Origin of the sequence: Acidovorax sp. Leaf78, assembly GCF_001422735.1 — a bacterium.
Lineage (GTDB): Bacteria > Pseudomonadota > Gammaproteobacteria > Burkholderiales > Burkholderiaceae_C > Acidovorax.
The window spans coordinates 283,151-301,411 of the sequence record NZ_LMLZ01000021.1 but is presented as its reverse complement, the minus strand read 5'-3'; the positions used below and the strand labels follow the sequence as shown (position 1 = coordinate 301,411).

At 68.3% G+C, this 18,261-nt stretch carries 20 protein-coding genes; 6 read left to right on the top strand and 14 right to left on the bottom strand.

The window, feature by feature from the left end; all coding sequences use genetic code 11:
* Positions 1–65: 65 nt before the first annotated feature.
* The 3 genes from ASF16_RS17430 to ASF16_RS17420 all read right to left on the bottom strand — a co-directional run bounded on the left by ASF16_RS17430 (position 66) and on the right by ASF16_RS17420 (position 2,139).
* Positions 66–293, bottom strand: coding sequence for a hypothetical protein (locus ASF16_RS17430; RefSeq protein ID WP_056170078.1), 228 nt, complete (start codon positions 291–293; stop codon positions 66–68).
* A 134-nt stretch (positions 294–427) separates the two neighbouring features.
* Positions 428–1,372: a DMT family transporter gene (locus ASF16_RS17425; protein ID WP_255354967.1), complete on the bottom strand. Its 945-nt coding sequence runs from the start codon at positions 1,370–1,372 to the stop codon at positions 428–430.
* A 254-nt stretch (positions 1,373–1,626) separates the two neighbouring features.
* On the bottom strand, positions 1,627–2,139 hold the full coding sequence (locus ASF16_RS17420) for an MgtC/SapB family protein (protein ID WP_056170075.1): 513 nt from the start codon (positions 2,137–2,139) through the stop codon (positions 1,627–1,629).
* A 511-nt stretch (positions 2,140–2,650) separates the two neighbouring features.
* Between ASF16_RS17420 and ASF16_RS17415 the strand changes: the two genes are divergently transcribed.
* Complete coding sequence (locus tag ASF16_RS17415; protein ID WP_056170072.1) at positions 2,651–3,241, top strand: NAD(P)H-dependent oxidoreductase; 591 nt, start codon at positions 2,651–2,653, stop codon at positions 3,239–3,241.
* A 25-nt stretch (positions 3,242–3,266) separates the two neighbouring features.
* On the opposite strand, the gene ASF16_RS17410 is transcribed toward ASF16_RS17415, so the two are convergent.
* Complete coding sequence (locus ASF16_RS17410) at positions 3,267–4,118, bottom strand: pseudouridine synthase (protein ID WP_056170067.1); 852 nt, start codon at positions 4,116–4,118, stop codon at positions 3,267–3,269.
* A 111-nt stretch (positions 4,119–4,229) separates the two neighbouring features.
* On the opposite strand from ASF16_RS17410, the gene ASF16_RS17405 reads away from it, so the two are divergent.
* Positions 4,230–4,565 (top strand): ankyrin repeat domain-containing protein, encoded by a 336-nt coding sequence (locus ASF16_RS17405; protein ID WP_056170064.1) that lies wholly within the window; start codon positions 4,230–4,232, stop codon positions 4,563–4,565.
* Positions 4,566–4,606: 41 nt separating this feature from the next.
* Here the strand turns inward: ASF16_RS17405 and ASF16_RS17400 are convergent, their stop codons facing one another.
* Positions 4,607–5,071: a TerB family tellurite resistance protein gene (locus ASF16_RS17400; RefSeq protein ID WP_056170703.1), complete on the bottom strand. Its 465-nt coding sequence runs from the start codon at positions 5,069–5,071 to the stop codon at positions 4,607–4,609.
* Between the two features lie 128 nt (positions 5,072–5,199).
* Between ASF16_RS17400 and ASF16_RS17395 the strand changes: the two genes are divergently transcribed.
* On the top strand, positions 5,200–6,117 hold the full coding sequence (locus ASF16_RS17395) for a DHH family phosphoesterase (RefSeq protein WP_056170062.1): 918 nt from the start codon (positions 5,200–5,202) through the stop codon (positions 6,115–6,117).
* 85 nt (positions 6,118–6,202) lie between these two features.
* Here ASF16_RS17395 and ASF16_RS17390 read toward each other — a convergent pair whose 3' ends face one another.
* From ASF16_RS17390 to ASF16_RS17375, 4 genes are all read right to left on the bottom strand, one after another.
* On the bottom strand, positions 6,203–7,426 hold the full coding sequence (locus ASF16_RS17390; protein ID WP_056170058.1) for a DUF1501 domain-containing protein: 1,224 nt from the start codon (positions 7,424–7,426) through the stop codon (positions 6,203–6,205).
* Between the two features lie 259 nt (positions 7,427–7,685).
* Positions 7,686–9,278, bottom strand: coding sequence for a DUF1800 domain-containing protein (locus ASF16_RS17385; RefSeq protein WP_056170700.1), 1,593 nt, complete (start codon positions 9,276–9,278; stop codon positions 7,686–7,688).
* A gap of 176 nt (positions 9,279–9,454) precedes the next feature.
* A complete protein-coding gene (locus ASF16_RS17380) occupies positions 9,455–10,723 on the bottom strand; it encodes an MFS transporter (protein ID WP_056170055.1) in 1,269 nt (422 codons plus the stop codon).
* Positions 10,724–10,892: 169 nt separating this feature from the next.
* Complete coding sequence (locus tag ASF16_RS17375; RefSeq protein WP_056170053.1) at positions 10,893–11,330, bottom strand: thermonuclease family protein; 438 nt, start codon at positions 11,328–11,330, stop codon at positions 10,893–10,895.
* A gap of 605 nt (positions 11,331–11,935) precedes the next feature.
* Between ASF16_RS17375 and ASF16_RS17370 the strand changes: the two genes are divergently transcribed.
* On the top strand, positions 11,936–12,598 hold the full coding sequence (locus ASF16_RS17370) for a DUF2242 domain-containing protein (protein ID WP_082486026.1): 663 nt from the start codon (positions 11,936–11,938) through the stop codon (positions 12,596–12,598).
* A gap of 54 nt (positions 12,599–12,652) precedes the next feature.
* On the opposite strand, the gene ASF16_RS17365 is transcribed toward ASF16_RS17370, so the two are convergent.
* On the bottom strand, positions 12,653–13,192 hold the full coding sequence (locus ASF16_RS17365) for an alpha/beta hydrolase (protein ID WP_056170048.1): 540 nt from the start codon (positions 13,190–13,192) through the stop codon (positions 12,653–12,655).
* A gap of 132 nt (positions 13,193–13,324) precedes the next feature.
* On the opposite strand from ASF16_RS17365, the gene ASF16_RS17360 reads away from it, so the two are divergent.
* Entirely contained in the window at positions 13,325–13,762 is a 438-nt protein-coding gene (locus ASF16_RS17360; RefSeq protein WP_056170692.1) for an Lrp/AsnC family transcriptional regulator, read from the top strand.
* A gap of 85 nt (positions 13,763–13,847) precedes the next feature.
* Here ASF16_RS17360 and ASF16_RS17355 read toward each other — a convergent pair whose 3' ends face one another.
* The 3 genes from ASF16_RS17355 to ASF16_RS17345 all read right to left on the bottom strand — a co-directional run bounded on the left by ASF16_RS17355 (position 13,848) and on the right by ASF16_RS17345 (position 16,192).
* Positions 13,848–14,393 carry a dihydrofolate reductase family protein gene (locus ASF16_RS17355; protein WP_056170046.1) on the bottom strand — a complete coding sequence of 182 codons (546 nt, stop codon included), beginning with the start codon at positions 14,391–14,393 and terminating at the stop codon, positions 13,848–13,850.
* A gap of 194 nt (positions 14,394–14,587) precedes the next feature.
* Positions 14,588–15,124 (bottom strand): pseudouridine synthase, encoded by a 537-nt coding sequence (locus ASF16_RS17350; RefSeq protein WP_056170044.1) that lies wholly within the window; start codon positions 15,122–15,124, stop codon positions 14,588–14,590.
* 135 nt (positions 15,125–15,259) lie between these two features.
* Entirely contained in the window at positions 15,260–16,192 is a 933-nt protein-coding gene (locus ASF16_RS17345; protein ID WP_235507419.1) for a M23 family metallopeptidase, read from the bottom strand.
* 134 nt (positions 16,193–16,326) lie between these two features.
* Here ASF16_RS17345 and ASF16_RS17340 point away from each other — a divergent pair, with 134 nt between their 5' ends.
* Entirely contained in the window at positions 16,327–17,622 is a 1,296-nt protein-coding gene (locus ASF16_RS17340; protein WP_056170042.1) for a phosphatidylserine/phosphatidylglycerophosphate/cardiolipin synthase family protein, read from the top strand.
* Between the two features lie 192 nt (positions 17,623–17,814).
* Here ASF16_RS17340 and ASF16_RS17335 read toward each other — a convergent pair whose 3' ends face one another.
* Positions 17,815–18,063: a hypothetical protein gene (locus ASF16_RS17335; protein WP_056170038.1), complete on the bottom strand. Its 249-nt coding sequence runs from the start codon at positions 18,061–18,063 to the stop codon at positions 17,815–17,817.
* Positions 18,064–18,261: the final 198 nt, after the last annotated feature.

The window sequence follows — 18,261 nt, the reverse complement described above, 5'->3', positions numbered from 1 at the left end:
CGGCGCGCCTTGGGGCGCCGCCGCAGCGTGAGTGCGGCCTGCCGCAGCCCGCCCTGGTGAGCCTCTTACTTTTGCGCGTCCTTGTCCAGCCGGATCTTGCCGTCGCGCACGTACTGGTTGAACTGGTCGCGCGGTATGGCCGCGGAGCCGACGGCGTCGTTGTCGGCGGTCCAGCTCAGCGTGGTGCTGTCCTTGGCGGGCTCAAGCTCCACAGGGCCCTTGGGGATGGTGAGCGGTGCTCCGTCGCCCGGGGTGTAAGTGACGTGGCCTGCAATGGTGGCGTGTTGTGTCATGCGATCTCCTTGCGCGGCGCGTGCCGCAGTGCTGATCGCCCATTGCACTGCGACGCGGTCTGCGTGGCTGTAAGACCGCGCCCTGCGTGGGCGCGGGCCGCGTTCCAGCGTTGTGCTGTGGGGTGGCTGGCCGGTCAGGGCGGCACCACCGCCTGCGTACGCTCCTGCCGCACCAGGTACAGCCCGCTGCCGATGATGATGGCGCCGCCCAGCAGCGTGGAATAGCCCGGCACCGTCTGCCACAGCACCCAGTCCAGGCCCATGCCCCAGGCCAGGGCCGTGTATTCGAACGGCGCCACCACCGACGCCTGCCCGTGGCGGAAGGCCTCGGTGATCGCCAGTTGCCCCAGAAAGCCTGTGACGGCGAGGCCCGCCACCAGCGGCCAGTGCGCCCGGTCCACACCCACCCAGCCGGGCCAGGCCAGTGCGCCCGCGCCCAGGGCCAGGAGCGTGGTGGTCCAGAAAACCAGGCTGGCGCTGGAGTCGGTGCGGGTCAGCACCCGCCCCGTGATGGCCGACACGGCGTACCCGCAGGCAGCGCCCAGCACTGCGAGTGCCCCCAGCGTGAAGAACGCATCCTGGCTGGGCCGCAGCGCCACCAGCACGCCGACCATGCCCAGCGCAATGGCCACCCAGTGCGCGGCGCGCACCTTCTCGCGCAGCACCACGGTCGACAGCGCGGTGATGAGCAGCGGCGCAATGAAGAACAGCGTGTAGGCCTCGGCCAGGCCCAGCTCCTTGAGCGCGTAGGCGAACAGCCCCAGCATCGAGATGTTGAGCACGCCGCGCAGCAGGTGCAGCGGCCAGCGCACCTTGAGCAGCCCGCGCACCTCGCCGCGCCACAGCACGTACAGGGTCACGAGCGGCAGGGCGGCCCAGCCGCGCAGCGCCGCCACCTGCATGGCGGGGTAGCTGGCCGACAGCGTCTTGAGCAGCGCGTCCATCAATGAAAAGCACCCCACCGCCAACACCATGGCGATGATGCCGCGCAGGTTGCCGGAGGCCTCGGCCTGCGCCGCGGTCGTGGCGTTGTCGGTGGCAGGGGCTTGCAGCGTGCCGGGGTCGTTGGCCTGGCTCATGGGCACAGCACCTCGTCGCTGCCGAGGGGCTGCACATCCAGCGCCCGTGGTTCACCACGCGCGCGGCGCGTGGAATGTGGCATGTCTGCCGTGTCGCTCAGGGAGAGTGCGCGCTGCGCTGGTTGGCTGTGCATGGGACTGCCGGTGGCATGCGCGTGCTGTCTGCGCATGCCGAAGGCCCGTGTGGAGGAGGGCCAAAAAGTGTAGCGCACGCGCGGCCCGCTGCAGTGGCCCGCGTGGCAGGTTCCGCGCGCTCAGTCGTCTTCGCGCCGGGGTTGTGTGGAGGTGCGCGCCATCCGGTCGTGCAGCATCGGCATGGCCCACAGCACCAGCAGCGCCAGCAGCGTGCTCAGCACGGCCGTGGTCTCGCGGCCGAGGCCGGCCGCCACGCCGATGGCGGCGGTGAGCCAGATGCCCGCCGCCGTGGTCAGCCCCTTGACCTGGCTTTCGGCATCGCCCTTGAGGATGGTGCCGGCGCCCAGAAAGCCCACGCCCGCGATGATGCCCTGCAGCACCCGGCTGTTGTCGGCCGGCTCGATGCCCGCCTGCTGGGCCACCAGCACGAACAGGGCCGCCCCCATCGACACCAGCATGTGGGTGCGCACGCCGGCCGCCTTGCCCGCGTGTTCGCGTTCCCACCCGAGCAGGCCGCCCAGCACGCCCGCCATCGTCAGGCGCACGACGATGCGTGTGGCCTGGCCCACGTCGGTGACGTCCGAAAACTCGGACGCCACCGTGCTGGTGATTTCGTGCCAGATATCAGCCATGGGAGCGGTCCTTGGATGCGGCGATCAGCGCCGTGGAAGACTCCGTGCACGGGCACGGTGAACGCAGCGACATCAGTGGATACAGTGGGCTGGCAAGAGCGTGCATGGTGCAGGGTTGGGGTAGGTAGGGGGTAAGGATGTAGGGGGGCCGGCTGGGCCACCGTCCGCGCACTGTGCGCCTTGCCGCGGCAGCCGTCTACAGGCGACCGACCGCCCGGCGGGTAGGACACAGCCGACGCCGCCAGTCACGCAGGCCCGTGTTGAACAAAAAAAATGGCAAAAATATGCCTCTACCGCTTGCCAGGAAAGCGCCAGCAGCTATTAAAAAAGGAGCGTTTCAATCACGCTCGGACACCGCGCGCATCAGGTCTTACATCCTCCTTCGCCAAGCTCGGGTCGCACCGCTTGCATGGCACCCTGCTGCGTGCCACGATGCGCGGTGGGCCCCCACGCCGCCGTTTGCCCAGGCCGCCGCCCCTGGGGCCTGGCGCGGCCCGGTGAGGAGCCCCCCATGACCCCGCAGCGCATCGTCCTTATCCAGGGACACCCCGACGCCAGCGCGTCCCATCTGTGCCATGCCTTGGCGCAGGCTTACGCCCAGGGCGCCACCAGTGCCGGCCACGCGGTGCGGGTGGTCGACGTCGCCGCCATCGACTTCGCACTGCTGCGCAGCCAGCACGAATGGGAGCTGGGCTTGCTACCCGCCCGGCTCAAGCCTGCGCAAGAAGACATCGGCTGGGCGCAGCACATCGTCCTTTTCTTTCCACTGTGGCTGGGCGACATGCCGGCCTTGCTCAAGGGCTTTCTGGAGCAGGTGGCACGGCCCGGCTTTGCGTTCACCACCGAGGGCAGCAATCCGTTCGGCCGCAAGGGGCTGACCGGCCGCAGCGCGCGCGTGGTGGTGACCATGGGCATGCCGGCGCTGGTGTACCGCTGGTACTTTCGGGCGCACAGCGTGAAGTCGCTGGAGCGCAACATCCTGGGCTTTGTGGGCATCGCCCCCGTGCACGAAACCCTGGTGGGCAGCGTGGAGCAATTGGGCGACGGCGGTGTGGCCAAGTGGAAGGCGCGCATGCACGCGCTGGGTGCCAAGGCTGGGTAGCTGCGTAGGCGCGTAGAGCCCGCGCCTAGGGCCGGGCTGCTGCCGGCAGGTCTCCAGACAGGTCTTTCGGCAGGTCTTTCGGCAGGTCGTCGGCACGCTGCCAGGGCAGCACCGTCAGCAGTCGCTCCCAATCTGCCGTGGGGGCGGCGTCCGGCGCAGATCCATTGCCACCATCGTCCACTGCACGGGGGCTGATCGGCAGCGCTCCCGGCCACTGCAGCCCGCTCTCGAACGTCATGTCCAGCCCGCTCACCGGGTGCGGCACTGTCAGCTGCCACGCGTGCAGCCACAGCCGCTGCTGGCCCAGGCGCTCGGCCCACCAGCGGTTGATGGGGCCCTTGCCATGGGTCGCATCGCCGATGATGGGGTGCGCCAGGTGCTTGAGGTGGCGGCGGATCTGGTGGCGCCGGCCCGTGGTGGGGATGGCCTCGACCAGCGAGGCGCGCGTGCTGTCAAAGCGGGCGTCGCTGGGCTCGGGCAGCGTGAGCTGTGCCAGGCGCTGGAAGCGCGTGTGGGCCTCCTGCACTGCGGCATCGGCCGGCGCGTCGTCGGGCTTGAGCGCGTGGTCCACCTCGATGGCACCCGGCGCCCAGCCGCGCACCAGCGCCAGATAGCGCTTGTGCGTGGCCTGATGCTCGAAAGCCTGCGACAGCGCGCGCGCCGCATCGCTGTGCAGCGCCATCACCAGCACGCCGCAGGTGCCCTTGTCCAGCCGGTGCACGGGGAACACGTGCTGGCCCAGCTGGTCCCGCAGAGTCTGCATCACAAAGCGCGTTTCGCCCGCGTCCAGCCCCGTGCGGTGCACCAGCCAGCCGGCGGGCTTGTAGACGGCCACCAGGTGCTCGTCGCGCCAGAGGATGTGCAGGGGAGGGTGCATGAAAGAGGCCGGGCCGGTGGCGCAGGCCGAATGAGGGAAGGCGCGCATTGTGCAGCACGCCGGCGCGTGCCTACACTGCGGTGATCAAGTTCATGCAAAGGATTGCTGCGTATGTCGGCCGGAGACTGGAAAGACATGTATGCCGCCGCCCTGGCGGGCAACCTGGCGCTGGTGCGCCACCACATCGGCGCGGGCGTGAACCCCAACTACCAGCACCCGGAGATCCTGTGCACCCCGCTGGTGGCGGCCCTCATCCACGGGCACGATGCCATCGCGCACTACCTGCTCGACCACGGCGCAGACCCGCAGCTGCGCTCGGAGTTCGACGGCATGACGCCGCTGCAGGCGGCCCGGCGCCATGGGCGCACAGAGTTCGTCACGCTGCTGCGCGAGCGCGGTGCGCGGGAGGTCAAGACCCCCTTCTGGTGGCGCTGGCTGCCTTTGTAGAAGCCCCCTGAGTCGGATGCGGTGCAGACGATTCAGACGATTCAGACGCCAGCCGCTTCCTTCGCGCGCATCTTGGCGGCGATGTACTCGCCATGCGTCACATGCAGCAGGCCGGCCACCTTGCTGATGGTGTGCATCTCGTTCTCGTCCAGGCGCGCATCGGCGTACGCCACCTGCCACATGGCTTCGACCAGTTGCACCTTCTGCGGCTGCGTGAAGTGGTCGTTCAGGCTGCCGGTGAAGCGCTGGTAGTCGTAGGCGCTGCGGGAGGTGTCGACGGCCAGCTCCAGCAGGCGGTCCAGCTCATCGCCCGCCAGGTCGAACTTGCTGCGCAGGGCGGTGACCATGGCCGTGCGTTCGGCCGGGTCCATGGCCGCATCGAACCGCACCACCTCCACCAGCAGCACGGCGGCGGCCAGTTGCACGGCGTGGGCCTGGTCTTGCGCCGTGGCGGTGTGGGCCGGTTGCATCAGGCTGTCGAGCAGGTCTTTGAGTGTCTGGAACATGGGGTGTGCTTTCTGTGGAGCCGGGGCGTGCATGTACGCATGGATGGAGGCCGCAGGGCCGCGCTTGGTTCCCTGGCTGGCGATGCCGTGCTCGCCGCCTGCCACCGCCCCGGCGACAATCGGGGGCCATGACGAAGAAAACCATACTCCCCCTGCAACTGCTGGTTGCGCCCGACAAGAACGACCCGGCCCCGCTGATTCTGTACCACGGGCGCAACTGCCCCGATGGCTTTGGCGCGGCGCTGGCCGCATGGCTGTACTACGGCGACCGTGCCGAATACGTGGGGCTGGACCACGGCGATATCAGCACCGTGGACGACCTGCCGCCGGTGCAGGGCCGGGCGGTCTACATCCTCGACTTCTCGTTCGCCGCCGAGGTGATGACCGCCATCGACGAACGCGCGGCCAAGCTCGTGATGCTGGACCACCACAAGAGCGCGGCCGAAAAGCTCACCGGCTTTGCCTGCCGATGCGGCGTGGTGCACTTCGACATGAGCAAGTCGGGCGCGCGCCTTGCGTGGGAGTTCTTTCACCCGCACGAGCCTATCCCTGCGCTGCTGCAGTACGTGGAAGACCGCGACATCTGGAAGTGGGAATTCCCGGAAAGCGGAGCCTTCCTGTCGGCGCTCGACATGGAAGAGCAGGGCTTCGACCGCTGGCAGCAGATCGCCGCCTTCACGCCCGACGAGCTCACCCAGTTCATGGCCCGCGGCGCGGCCATGGACGAGAAGTACCGCAAGCTGTGCGCAAGCATCGCGGAAGGCGCGCAGCCGCTGGTGTTCAACGGCATCACCGGCCTGATGGTGAATGCGCCGGGCATGTTCCACAGCCTGGTGGGCGACATCCTCTCGGCCAAGACCGGCACCTTCGCGCTGATGTGGAGCGCGGGTGAGAAGGGCGTGAAGGTGGGCCTGCGTGCACAGCGCAATTTCGACTGCATTGCGCTCGCCGAAAGCATGGGCGGCGGCGGCCACGCGCAGGCGTGTGGTTTCAAGATGAAGATCGAACGCCTGCCCGAACTGCTGACGGGCACCTTCAACGCCTGACCCGGCCACCCTTGGGGGCCAGCAGGCCGCTACCGCTCGATAGGTAAGCGCTGGAAGCTATTGAAAATATAGCAATCGATTGCGGCTACACCAGCCGCAGGTCCACGCCCCGCGTGCCCGGGAACACCCTCCCCACGGCCGCAGCGTTGAGCCCGTACATCCGTGCGAACAGTCCGCCCAGCACTGCGCGGTAGTCGTTGAGCACCGGGTAGTCGCGGTTCTGGAACAGCGTGGTGGCCGACAGCGCCTGCTGCTCGCCCGCAATGCGCCCGCCGCCGACGCCGCCGCCCAGCACCCAGAAGACGGTGCCGTGGCCGTGGTCGGTGCCGCGGTTGCCGTTTTCGCGGAAGGTGCGGCCGAATTCGCTGACCACCACGACCACGGTGTTCTTCCAGGCCGCCGTGCCCATCTCGTCCGCAAAGCCCGCCAGGCCGCGGCCCAGTTCTTCGAGGCGGTTGGCCAGCGCGCCCGTGGCGTTGCCCTGGCCCACGTGCGTGTCCCACCCGCCCACGTCGACAAAGCCCAGGTGGTAGCGCGTCTGCATCAGCCGCGCCATGCGCCGCGCCGTGCCCTCGAAGCCCTTGGTGCTCAGCGCATTACGGCTGGCGGCATCCATCTCGCCCTGCATGCTGCGGGCCACCTCGCCCTGTGTGGCAAAGCCCTCGGCCACGGGCCGGGCCAGGCTGGTGCTGCGGTACATCATGTCGATGAGCCCGGCCTGCCGCTCGTCCACGCCGGGCTTGCCGGCCGCGGCGGCCAGCGCCGAGTTGGGGACATCGACCGTGCCGCGCAGCACCAAGGGGAGGGTGCTGGTGAAGGCCATCGGCGATGCCTCTTGCTGCCGGGCGCCCAGCTCGGCCGCCAGGCGGTTGAGGAAGCCCGACCCATAGTCGCGCCGCCCCGCCAGGGGCTGACCCAGCTCGATGCTGTCCTGCGTGTCGAAGTGGCTGCGCGACAGGTCTTCGGTGCCGGCAAACGGCACGAAGGCCAGCTCGCGCCGCTGGTACAGCGGCAGCATCGACTGCGCCAGCACCGGGTGCAGGCCCCAGTCGCTGGTCAGCTCCAGCGCGCCGCCCTCCTGCCCGGGGCGGGCGATGGCGATGTTGGGGCGGCTCTCGTAATAGAAGCTGCTGCTGGTGGGCACCAGCAGGTTCGCGCAGTCGTAACCGCCGCGCAGGAACACGAGCAGCAGGCGCGCGTCGCCTGCGCGCGGGGCAGCGGACACCTGGGCGGAAGCGGTGGCGATGCCCAGGGCGCCGGCGCCCAGGGCGCCGGCGCCCAGAGCCTGGAGATAGTGTCGTCTCAGCATGTGATCTCCTTGAATGACGTCGGCGCATGGCATGCACTATTGCGCTCGAATTTCGCACTCTCGAAGCGAGGGCAGCCGTGCAAGGGCCGCCCCGCCGCACTGGCTGCGTCCCCCTTCCCGAACCGCGCAGCGGGTCGAGAGAAGGGGCTGAAGGCCGCGGCTCCAAGCCTGCCTGCGCAGGCTTGGACGTGCCTGAAGAGCGACAGCCTCCGGCGGACGCACCGAGGCGCGAAGCGACTCAGGGGGATGTACTCCATCTCTAGCCGTGCATGAATTCGGGAGATGAAAGGAACAAAAGGTTCCATTCCCGCGGCGAATTCGCCTGCACCAGCGCGGCGCGTGTGGCCGGGGCCAGGGTGGCGTCGATCTGGCGCAGGTAGGGCGTCTGCGACAGCGCAGGCGGCGGTGTGCGCTGGCTCGGCGCGCCCGCGTTGGCGACGGCACCGGCACCCAGCGCGCGGGCTGCCTCGAAGCGCGTGCTCATCTGGCCCGAGCCCGACCAGGTGGCGGAGTCGAGCGGGTACCCGTCGGGCGTGGCGCGGCCGTACAGCGGCTCGGCCAGGCGCTGCAGCCAGCCCAGCAAGGGCTCGGTGTTGGCCAGCACCGGCTGGTCGCCGTGCACCAGCCGGGCACCGGCCAGCACGTACTGCACGGGGTCGCGAAAGCGCTGGCCCAGCGAGGCCTGGAACTCGCCCGCCTGGAACAGCGCGGCCAGCACCGCGGCGATGTCGCCGTCGGTGCGCTCGAAGGTGCGGGCCAGGGTGTCGAGCAGGGCGGGCGAGGGTGCGTCGCCCACCAGGTAGACGGCCATCTTGCGCGTGATGAAGCGGGCCGTGGCGCTGTGGCGGGCCAGCCGATCCAGCGCCTCGTCCAGCTCTGCCAGGCCCTGTCCGCGCAGCGGCTGGCCGAGCAGGGTCTTGGCGTCCCAGTCGTGGCGCGCGGGGTTGAACTCGAACAAACCCTGGCGAACGTAGTGGGCGCGCAGCGCCGGCTTCATGCGCGGCGGCTCGTCGTCCAGCGGGCGCATGCTGACCCCCACGCCCGTGAGCACCCGCGCCAGCTCCTGCACGTCCTGCTGGCTGTAGCCGCCACCCACGCCCAGTGTGTGCAGCTCCATCAGCTCGCGGGCGTAGTTCTCGTTGATGCGGCCGGCGGCGTTCTGCACGTTGTCCAGGTAGTACAGCATGGCCGGGTGGCGCGTGGTGGCGCCCAGCAGGTCGCGAAAGCGGCCCAGCGCATGCGGGCGCACGGCGCGCTCTTCGTAGTCGCCCACGGCGGCGCGCAGGTTGGCCTTGCCGGCAAAGATGTTGAAGTGGTTCATCCAGAACCAGGTCATCTTCTCGCGCAGCTGGGCGGGCGAGTACAGCGCGCGCAGCACGAAGCGCTGGCTGGCCTCGCGCTGCAGGTTGCGCATGTCTTTTTGCCAGGCCTCCAGCGCGGTCTTGCGTTCGTCTTCGGTAGGCAGTGCACGCGCTTCGCGCTGGCGCTCCTGCATCTGCAGGGCCAGCGTTTCGAACGGGGTGCGGGTGATGGCCATGGCGTCGATCTGTGCCTGGGCGTGGCTGGGCAGCGGCGCGTCGGCGGGGGCCCGCAGCTGGCTGGCCAGCCAGGCCTGCATGCCCTGCGGCGCCATGGCCTGCGCACCCTGCGCGGTACTGCCCCAGGTGATGCGGTCCAGCAGCCGCGCGCGCACGGCATCGTCGGCTGCGTCGGCCGGTGCTGCGGGCACGGCGGCCCAGGTGGGCAGGGCCGGCAAAGCGCTGGCCGATGCTCCCAGCGCTGCGAGTGCCAGCCACTGGCGGCGGTTGATGGGCGGGGTGGTGCTCAACAAAGCGGGCGGGTCATGGCGCATGGTGCGGGTATCCTGCAGGCCCATCGATGCCAGGGCTGGAGCGCCATGCTGCGCTTGCCGCGCAGCCAAGGCAAGGCCCCGCAGCGGGTTTTACCCACGCGATACAAACGCGCCGAAGGTTGTGAGCAGCTGTAGCGGCCGGCCATGTCGAGCCGGCACTGCGCGGCCCGGGGGAGCTACCGTGCCTGCGCGGCTTCCTCGAACTTGTCCACCTTGCGCAGCGGCTTGAACACCGTGGCCCAGGTCGCCACCACGCCCAGCGTGCACAGGCCCCCCACGATGGCGGCAGGCACTGCGCCCAGCCACGCCGCGCTGGTGCCCGCGCGGAACTCGCCCAGTTCGTTGGACGAGCCGATGAACAGCATGTTCACCGCGTTCACCCGCCCGCGCATGGTGTCGGGGGTCGAGAACTGCACCAGCGCGCCGCGGATGTAGACGCTGACCATGTCGGCCGCACCCGCCACCAGCAGCGCTGCGAACGACAGCCAGAACACCGTGGACAGCGCAAACACCAGGTTGGCCGCGCCGAACACCGCCACGGCGATGAACATGGTGCGCCCCACGTGGCGGTTGAAGGGGCGCATGCTCAGGTACAGCCCCGCGCTCACCTCGCCCACGGCCATGGCGCTGCGCAGCGCCCCCAGGCCCGTGGGACCCACGTGCAGGACCTCGTGGGCGTAGATGGGCAGCAGAGCGATCACGCCGCCCAGCAGCACGGCAAACAGATCGAGCGAGATGGTGCCCAGGATGATGGGCCGCGTGCGGATGAAGGTGATGCCCGCGCCAAAGCGCTCGAACATGGTGCCCTGCGTGGGGCCGGGTGCGGTGGCGTGCGCCACCACCACGCGCAGCAGCAGCACCACGCCGAGCGCAAAACACACGCAGCACACGGCGTACGTCAGCTCACCGCCGCCCAGCGCATACAGCAGCCCGCCCAGCAGCGGCCCGCCGATGCTGGCCACGCGCATGAGCATGCTGTTGGCCGCAATGGCCTGCGCGAGCTGTGCGCGGGGCACGATCTGCGGCAGCAGGCTTTGCATGGCCGGGCCCGAGAAGGCGCGCGAGCAGCCGTACAGCACCAGCACCGCGTAGATGCCCGCCACCCCGCTGGCCCCGTGGCCCGACAGCCACCACAGCAGTGCGCTGCACACGCCGCCCACCGACCAGCTGATGGCCAGGATGCGCTTGCGCTCGAACCGGTCGATCAGGTCGCCTGCCGGCAGCAGCAGGCACAGCATGGGCAGGAACTGCGCCAGGCCCACATAGGCCAGCGCCAGCGGCTCGCGCGTCAGGTCGTACACCTGCCAGGCCACCACCACCGCCTGCACCTGCGTGGCCACCACGGCCACCACCCGGGCGATCAGAAACGAGATAAAGCCGGAATGGCGGTAGACGCTGGCCGTCTCGGCATCGGGTGCCGCAAGGGTGGATTGGGGGGCTGTCATGAAATGGCGAAAGGCAGGCAGGGCGGCCGGACGCAGAGCGTGCCGCAGGGGCCGGGGGAAAGACCCTTCGATGCTACTGGCTTAGCCGCGCGTTTGCCGGGCGGCGAGGTAAAGACCCGCAGAAACCGGCCGACGCCAGCCATCAACGCTGCAGGCGTCGCAGCCACCTTCAATGCCGGCTGCGGCGGTGCCGGTAGTCCCACGGTGCCAGCGGGCGTGGCTGCGACCACAGGCCCGTGCTGCTGCTGCGCGCCTGCCGCTGCAGGGGCGCCAGGTGCGGGTGGGCGCTGGCATACGGCGTGTACACCCAGGCCAGGCCCGCACGCACCTGGGCCGTTGCCACGTCGGTGCCGCCGCAGCGCACGTTGGCCACCGTGCGCCCGTAGCTGTCCTCATCCACCGGCTGCAGCGCGGCGCGCTGCTTGAAGCACAGCCGCGCCAGGTTTTGCCGCGACTTCTGGCCGAACGCCTGGCGCGACTCCGGCGCGTCGATGGCGGCCACGCGCACCTTGACCTGCTGGTAGGCCCCGGGCGTGCCGCAGCGGGCCGTGAGGGTGTCGCCGTCGCTGATGGCGACGACCAAGCAGAGCAGGGTGGCAAGGGGCACGGTGGGGGTGGGGCAGGTTCGAGCGCTGGCGACACAGCGCAGCGCTTGGCATTCAGGGGGATTCACGCTCCATCGCAGGATGGGTCAGCGCGATTAGCTATCAATAGTATAGCTGCTGGACGTCTCGGACATGCCGTGTCCTGCCGTAACAAAGGCGTGCAAGGCGCACCTTGCTTGCTGGGGACGCTACGGCTGACCGTTTTTTAGGCAACGCGTCGCACGCCAGTGCTGGCGCGGGTTCCGGGGCTTGTTCCCGGATTTATCCACAGCTTGTTGCACATCCGACGGGCATAACTCGCCATGGCCCTCCAGGCGCGTGAGTAGGTGGCGCGCACGCTTTTTGGCAAAGGGCCGCAAGCTATCTTTTCAGGAGCGTTGGGGACGCCCCCGTGGGCCGACGGTGCAAATTGATACGTTCAGTCGCCTTTTCCTGACGGCTGCGTGGCTCCGCTGGCGGCATAGTGCAGTGCAGCATCCCGCGTGCGCCGCAGTCCGGAGTTTCTAGAATCCATGGAACCCGGTGTGGCACCCGCCGTCAGAGCAAGCGGGGCGGGCCGCCCTGCTGCGGGCCCCTGCCAGCGCCATACGGAATTGGTGAGAACGACATGACACAGACCCAGATCCAGACACACAACCAGGACCACCTGTTGCCCAGCCTTGCATGCCAACCGACGCCGTCGCTGACGGCCTCTCCCCTCGACACGGGCCGTTGGCGGCCCGCCGTGCGCAGCGCTGCCGCCGCCGTCTTGGCGGGCGGGGCGCTGCTGCTGGCCGGCTGCGTAGGCACCAACGTGAAGACCTTCGGCGTGCAGGAAAGCTTTGGCTCGGTGAGCACCTACTCGCGCATGTTCGACGCCACGCCCGCCCAGACCTGCGAGGCGTCGCGCCGGGCGCTGCTGAGCCAGGGCTACATCATCTCGTCGAGCAGCGCAGATTTGGTGGAAGGCAAGAAGAGCTTCCAGCCCGAGGCCGAATCGCATTTGCAGATGGTCGTGCGTGTGGTCTGCGTGCCCGAGGCCAGCGACGGGAAGGTGAGCCTGGGCTTCGTCACCGCGCTGCAGGACACCTATGCGCTGCGCAAGACCAACAACTCCGCCAGCCTGGGCGTGGGCGCCATCGGTTCGGTGTCGCTGCCGCTGTCGGCCAGCAGCGAGTCGATGGTCAAGGTGGGCAGCGAGACGATCTCCAAGGACACGTTCTACGAAAGCTTCTTCGACCTGGTCAAGCGCTACCTGATCATCGACCAGGCACAGGCGTTGGGCGGCTGATTCGAACACTGGGGCGCGGTGCTGCCCGCACCACCCCTGGACTGCGCTGCGTTCTCAGCCCACCTGCCCGCGCCAGCGCTCCACATGCTCCCACCCTTGCGGCCACGCGCCCAGGCCGCTGTTGGCATTGATATGGCCTGCAGCGCCCAGCACCACATGCTCGGCCTTCCAGTCGGCCGCACGCTGCGCTGAAAAGCCGGGTGTGGAATAGGGGTCGTCGGTGCTGCTGATGAGCGTGAGTTGGCGCATTGGCGGCAGGGCGCCCGGCAGCGGCGCGAAGCCTTGTGCATCGGCCGGAAAGTTCGGCCCCAGCGGGTCGGGCACAGCCACCAGCAGCATCGCGTGCACGGGCCTTGTGCTCAGGGCGGCCCACTGCACCGCCGCCAGGCAACCCAGGCTGTGCGCTACCAGAATCGGCGGCTCGCTCGCGTGGGCCACGGCAGCGTCAAGCGCCTGCACCCAGACGCTGCACACGGGGTGGTCCCAGTCGGCCTGCTGTACACGCGAGACGCCAGCATGCTGCGCTTGCCACAATGATTGCCAATGGAGCGGACCGGAGTTGTGGATACCGGGGATGAGCAGGACAGGGCGCATGGCGTGGTGTTGATCGAGGTGTTGAAAGACCGCCTACGATAGGCACAGCGCACGTTCCCGGCCAGGGGACATCATCGAAAAGCGCACCCCTCAACCTTGAAATCATCGGCTCGCTGGCAAAGGACCTTGCACGTGGAACTGGACAAGAAAGACCGGCAGATCCTCATGGCGCTGCAGCGCGACGCCCGGCAAAGCCTGTCGGCGCTGGGCAAGCAGATCGGCCTGTCGCAGCCCGCGATGAGCGAGCGGGTGAAGAAGCTCGAAGACGCGGGCGTGATCGCAGGCTATGCGGCCCGCATCGACCTGGCCGCGGTGGGTCTGGGCCTGCAGGCGGTGGTGCGGGTACGTACTACGCACGAGCACATCCAGCGCTACGTGCAACTGTTCCAGTCCATGCCCGAGGTGCTGGACGCCGTGCGCATAACGGGCGAAGACTGCTTCGTGGTGCGCTGCGCCTTCGGCCAGCCCGCCGACCTTGAGCGCGTGGTGGATGCGCTGGCCGTGCACGGCAGCGTGTCCACGTCGCTGGTGCTGTCGCACCCGGTGAGCAAAACGGTGGCGCTGGACTGAGCGTTGTTTGAGCTAAAAACGCCGCTACCGCTTGTTGCTCAAGCGCTGAAAGCTATAGAAAGCATAGCGGAGGGCAGCAAGTGCATCAGGGCCGCTGCACCGCATATCGCAGCTCCGCAAAGATGCCGCCCAGCGTGGCCACCGACTGCAGGCGCAGCGCCCCAGGCTTTGTGATCCGCCGCGGCAGCAGCGGCGCGCCCGCGCCCAGCGTGACCGGTGCGACCTGCACGATCAGCTCGTCCAGGAGGCCCGCATCGTGGAACTGCCCCACCAGTTCACCACCGCCCACGACCCACACATTGCGCCCCGCCGCGGCCTGCACCATGGCCTGGTGCACGGGCCGCATATCGCCGTGTACAAAGCGCACATCGACACCGGCCACGCTGCGCAGCGTGCGCGAGGTGAACACCCATGCAGGCTGTTGGTAAGGCCACGGCTGGCCCGCGTCGATGGCGTGTTTCAGCATCCATTCGTAGGTGTGCGATCCCATGGCCAGCGCACCCACATCGCGGATGAAGGCGGGGTAGCTGCTGCCCTCGATGTCGCCGAACTGCAGCAGCCAGGACAGGTCGTGGTCGGGCGTGGCAATGAATCCGTCCAGGCTGGACGCGCCGTAGAACTGCGTTGTCATGCGTTCCTTCGTGTCTGTGTGAACCCGGGACTTTAGGGTGCGCTGGTGACAGCGTGCTGGCAGCAATGGAATGCCTTGCCGATGGGATTCGCAGCCTTTTGTGCCTGCGCCGAGCCGGCACGTGGATAGCTGCAAAACCGAGGCCAATGAGCTGCCGAGCGAGATCCACAGTGACCGGACCCTGACCCGGTGCCTCAGTCAGCCCAGGTCCCGGGCTCCAGCCCTTGCAACGAGTACGGCCCGATGGCCGCGCGGATGAGCCGCAGCGTGGGGTGACCCACGGCGGCCGTCATGCGCCGCACCTGGCGGTTGCGGCCTTCGCGGATGACGAGTTCGATCCACGCGGTGGGAATGGCCTTGCGCTCGCGGATGGGCGGGTTGCGCGGCCACACGGCGGGGGGCGGGTCCAGCAGGCGCGCGCGAGCTGGCAGGGTGGGGCCGTCGTTCAGCACCACGCCGCTGCACAGCGCGGCGAGCGCGGCAGCATCTGGGATGCCCTCCACCTGCACCCAGTAGGTCTTCTCCATCTTGAAGCGCGGGTCGGCAATACGGGCCTGCAGTGGGCCGTCGTTGGTGAGCAGCAGCAGTCCTTCGCTGTCCGCATCCAGCCGCCCTGCCACGTACACGCCGGGCAGGTCGATGTAGTCCTTGAGGCCCTGCCACTTGCCTTCGGGGGTGAACTGGCTCAGCACGCCGTAGGGTTTGTTGAAGCGGATGAGGCGCGAGGTCATGCGGTGGTGGGGTCTTGAATAAAAAGGCGTCTACCGCGCATCGGGTAAGCGCTGATAGCTATCAAATTCATAGTGTGAGCAATGTGGTGTGGAGACAGGTCGATAAACCGTTGGACCGTTCGCCGGCTCTGCGATCTACGCCGGCACGAACAGCGCCGGGTCCACCATCGCGCGGTTGAGCATCACGCCCCAGTGCAGGTGCGGCCCGGTCACGCGGCCTGTGGCGCCTACCTTGCAGAACGCCTCGCCGGTTTTCACGATATCGCCCACGTGCACGTCCATGCTGCTCAGGTGGGCGTACACCGTCAGCAGGCCCTGGCCGTGGTCGAGCCACACGCTGCCGCCGCTGAAGAAGTAGTCGCCCACGTCGATCACCCGGCCTGGCAGCGGCGCCACGATGGGCGTGCCCGTGCCTGCCGCGATGTCCATGCCGCTGTGCGGATTGCGCGACTGCCCGTTGAACACGCGCCGCAGCCCGAACGAGCTGGACCGCCGCCCCGGCACCGGCACGCGCATGCGCAGCGATGGCAGCGCCTGGCCCGCAGGCTGTTCGGTGAATGCGGCCACGACCACTGCCTGGTGCTCGCGCTCGCGCTCGTAGCGGGCCTGGTCTTCGGGCGACAGGTCCACCTTGCCAGGCGCGACCTTGAGCTGCTGCTCCTTGTACTGCTTGGGCGCGATGCGGTACGGTACTTGCCGTGCGCTGCCCTCGCGTTGCTTGCCGCTCGCGGGCTGCACAGTGATGAAAGCGTCGCCCGGCTCCGCAGCCAGCGGTATGCCCACCACGGCTGTCCACTCGATGGCATCGCCCACCACCAGCACCGGCACGTCCACATCGCCCTGGCGCACATGCGCCACCGGCCGCGTGGCCGCCGGGCCCAGCGACAGCCGGGCCACGCCCCCAGGCACTGGCAGGGCGTGGGGCCAGACGACAGGCGCGGGCGGCAGGGGCTTGGCATGCAGCCAGCCGGTGGCGGGCAGGGCCAGCAGGCCGCCTGCGCCGATCAGGGCGCGCCGGGTCAGCGTGGGGAGTGGTGGGGCAGCGAGGGTGGGGGGTAGCTGGGACACGATGGCAGTGAATGCGTTGAGGGGGTGGGTGACCGGCTGCATGGACGCAGTGCGACAACCGGCCATTGTGCCGCCGCGGCGCTGCGACTTCGGCCTACATGTTGCGGACATGGACCGCCGCCACAATCGCCCGCATGCTCCACGCTGGCCCCCGCCGCCTCTCCACCCCCCTCACCATCTTCCTGACCGCACTGGTCACCGGAGTGTTGGTGCTGTTGGCCCTGAACTTCACCGCTGGTGAAAAGAAGGTGCAGCACGAGCTGCCCCGCTTGTACAACACCGCCAGCCCGCAGTTCGAGCGCGCCCTGGGCAGCCTGCTGGGCCCCGGCATCGTCGGAGGCAACGAGGTGACCGAGCTGCTCAACGGCGATCAGATCTTTCCGCCCATGCTGGCAGCCATCAAGGCCGCGCAAAAGAGCGTCACGTTCGAAACCTACATCTACTGGTCGGGCGACATCGGCAAGCAGTTTGCCGACGCGCTGAGCGAGCGTGCCCAGGCGGGCGTGAAAGTTCACGTACTGCTCGACTGGGTGGGCAGCGCCAAGATGGAAGACAGCTACCTGGCCGAGATGGAGCAGGCCGGCGTGCAGATCAAAAAATTCCACGAGCCCCATTGGTACAACCTGGCGCGCCTGAACAACCGCACCCACCGCAAGCTGCTGGTGGTGGACGGGCAGGTGGGCTTTACCGGTGGCGTGGGCATTGCGCCCGAATGGACCGGCAATGCGCAAAACCCCGACCACTGGCGCGACTCGCACTACCTGGTGCGCGGCCCGGCCGTGGCGCAGATGCAGGCCACGTTCCTCGACAACTGGCTCAAGGTCACGGGCAAGGTACTGCATGGCGATGCGTACTTTCCGCCCATCGCGCCGGTGGGCACGCAAAAGGCGCAGATGTTCTCCAGCTCGCCATCGAGCGGCAGCGAGAGCATGCAGCTCATGTACCACCTGGCCATCACGGCTGCGGAGCGCAGCATCGACCTGTCGGTGGCGTACTTCGTGCCCGACGAGCTCACGCAAAACCTGCTGATGGACGCCTTGAAACGCGGTGTGCGCGTGCGCCTGGTCACGCCCGGCGAGCACACTGATACTGAAACGGTAAAGGCTGCATCACGCGCCACCTGGGGCGACCTGCTGCAGGCCGGCGCCGAGATTTACGAGTATCGCCCCACCATGTACCACTGCAAGGTAATGATCGTGGACCAGCTGCTGGTGTCGGTGGGCTCCACCAACTTCGACAACCGATCGTTTCGCCTGAACGACGAGGCCAATCTGAACGTCTACGACGCGAAGTTCGCGCAGCGCCAGACGCTGGTGTTCGAAGACGACATCAAGCGGTCGCGTCGCGTGACGCACGCAGACTGGCTGGAGCGGCCGCTGCGCGAAAAGCTGCACGAGAAGATGACCGGGCTGCTGCGCTCGCAGTTGTGACTGCGGCGGCAATTACCGCCGTCGCCGCCGTCGCCACTGCGCCCTGTCAGGCCCATTCAGCGCCGGAGCACTCCATACCTGTGCGGTGGGCCTTGCAGAAAGTGTGTCTCATTCTTTGCAAAAGACGGAATGTGACTGGTATGAGAAACACTTTCGCATGAGCCCAGGGCCTGCCGGGGCGCGTGCTACCGCTCAGTGCGTCACAAACTCGTACGCCACTTCCTCGCTCTCCACCATGTCGAGCACGTCGTTGAGCTCGTCGTCGGTCTCGCTGCTGCTCCACATGTCTTCCGGGTCCGATGCGAACAGTGGCTCGATGGCGATGTCCAGGAATTTTCCTTCGGCCATCTGGATCACGGGCGTCCCTTCGGAGGTCTCGACCAGCTGCCAGTCGTCGGGCACGGTCATTTCGAGCTGGATGGTGACGTTGAGTTTTTTCATGGTGTTCCTTGTGTGATGAGGGGATCTGCGAAGGGCAGGTCCATTGATTCGCAGGCCCATGGTCGACGGTCGATCCATGGATGACCTACCGGTGAAACGGCGGATCGGGCTTGCAGGGTAACCCAGCACGGTGGCAGTGCGTGCCCGGTGCCATCATTGGGCGCCTGCTCGGCATGGTTGATGCTAGTGGCTGGCGTA

Coding starts and splice junctions, on each gene's coding strand:
- ASF16_RS17430 (WP_056170078.1), bottom strand. CDS start 293: ATGACACAACACGCCACCATTGCAGGCCACGTCACTTACACCCCGGGC.
- ASF16_RS17425 (WP_255354967.1), bottom strand. CDS start 1,372: ATGAGCCAGGCCAACGACCCCGGCACGCTGCAAGCCCCTGCCACCGAC.
- ASF16_RS17420 (WP_056170075.1), bottom strand. CDS start 2,139: ATGGCTGATATCTGGCACGAAATCACCAGCACGGTGGCGTCCGAGTTT.
- ASF16_RS17415 (WP_056170072.1), top strand. CDS start 2,651: ATGACCCCGCAGCGCATCGTCCTTATCCAGGGACACCCCGACGCCAGC.
- ASF16_RS17410 (WP_056170067.1), bottom strand. CDS start 4,118: ATGCACCCTCCCCTGCACATCCTCTGGCGCGACGAGCACCTGGTGGCC.
- ASF16_RS17405 (WP_056170064.1), top strand. CDS start 4,230: ATGTCGGCCGGAGACTGGAAAGACATGTATGCCGCCGCCCTGGCGGGC.
- ASF16_RS17400 (WP_056170703.1), bottom strand. CDS start 5,071: ATGTTCCAGACACTCAAAGACCTGCTCGACAGCCTGATGCAACCGGCC.
- ASF16_RS17395 (WP_056170062.1), top strand. CDS start 5,200: ATGACGAAGAAAACCATACTCCCCCTGCAACTGCTGGTTGCGCCCGAC.
- ASF16_RS17390 (WP_056170058.1), bottom strand. CDS start 7,426: ATGCTGAGACGACACTATCTCCAGGCTCTGGGCGCCGGCGCCCTGGGC.
- ASF16_RS17385 (WP_056170700.1), bottom strand. CDS start 9,278: ATGCGCCATGACCCGCCCGCTTTGTTGAGCACCACCCCGCCCATCAAC.
- ASF16_RS17380 (WP_056170055.1), bottom strand. CDS start 10,723: ATGACAGCCCCCCAATCCACCCTTGCGGCACCCGATGCCGAGACGGCC.
- ASF16_RS17370 (WP_082486026.1), top strand. CDS start 11,936: ATGACACAGACCCAGATCCAGACACACAACCAGGACCACCTGTTGCCC.
- ASF16_RS17365 (WP_056170048.1), bottom strand. CDS start 13,192: ATGCGCCCTGTCCTGCTCATCCCCGGTATCCACAACTCCGGTCCGCTC.
- ASF16_RS17355 (WP_056170046.1), bottom strand. CDS start 14,393: ATGACAACGCAGTTCTACGGCGCGTCCAGCCTGGACGGATTCATTGCC.
- ASF16_RS17350 (WP_056170044.1), bottom strand. CDS start 15,124: ATGACCTCGCGCCTCATCCGCTTCAACAAACCCTACGGCGTGCTGAGC.
- ASF16_RS17340 (WP_056170042.1), top strand. CDS start 16,327: ATGCTCCACGCTGGCCCCCGCCGCCTCTCCACCCCCCTCACCATCTTC.
- ASF16_RS17335 (WP_056170038.1), bottom strand. CDS start 18,063: ATGAAAAAACTCAACGTCACCATCCAGCTCGAAATGACCGTGCCCGAC.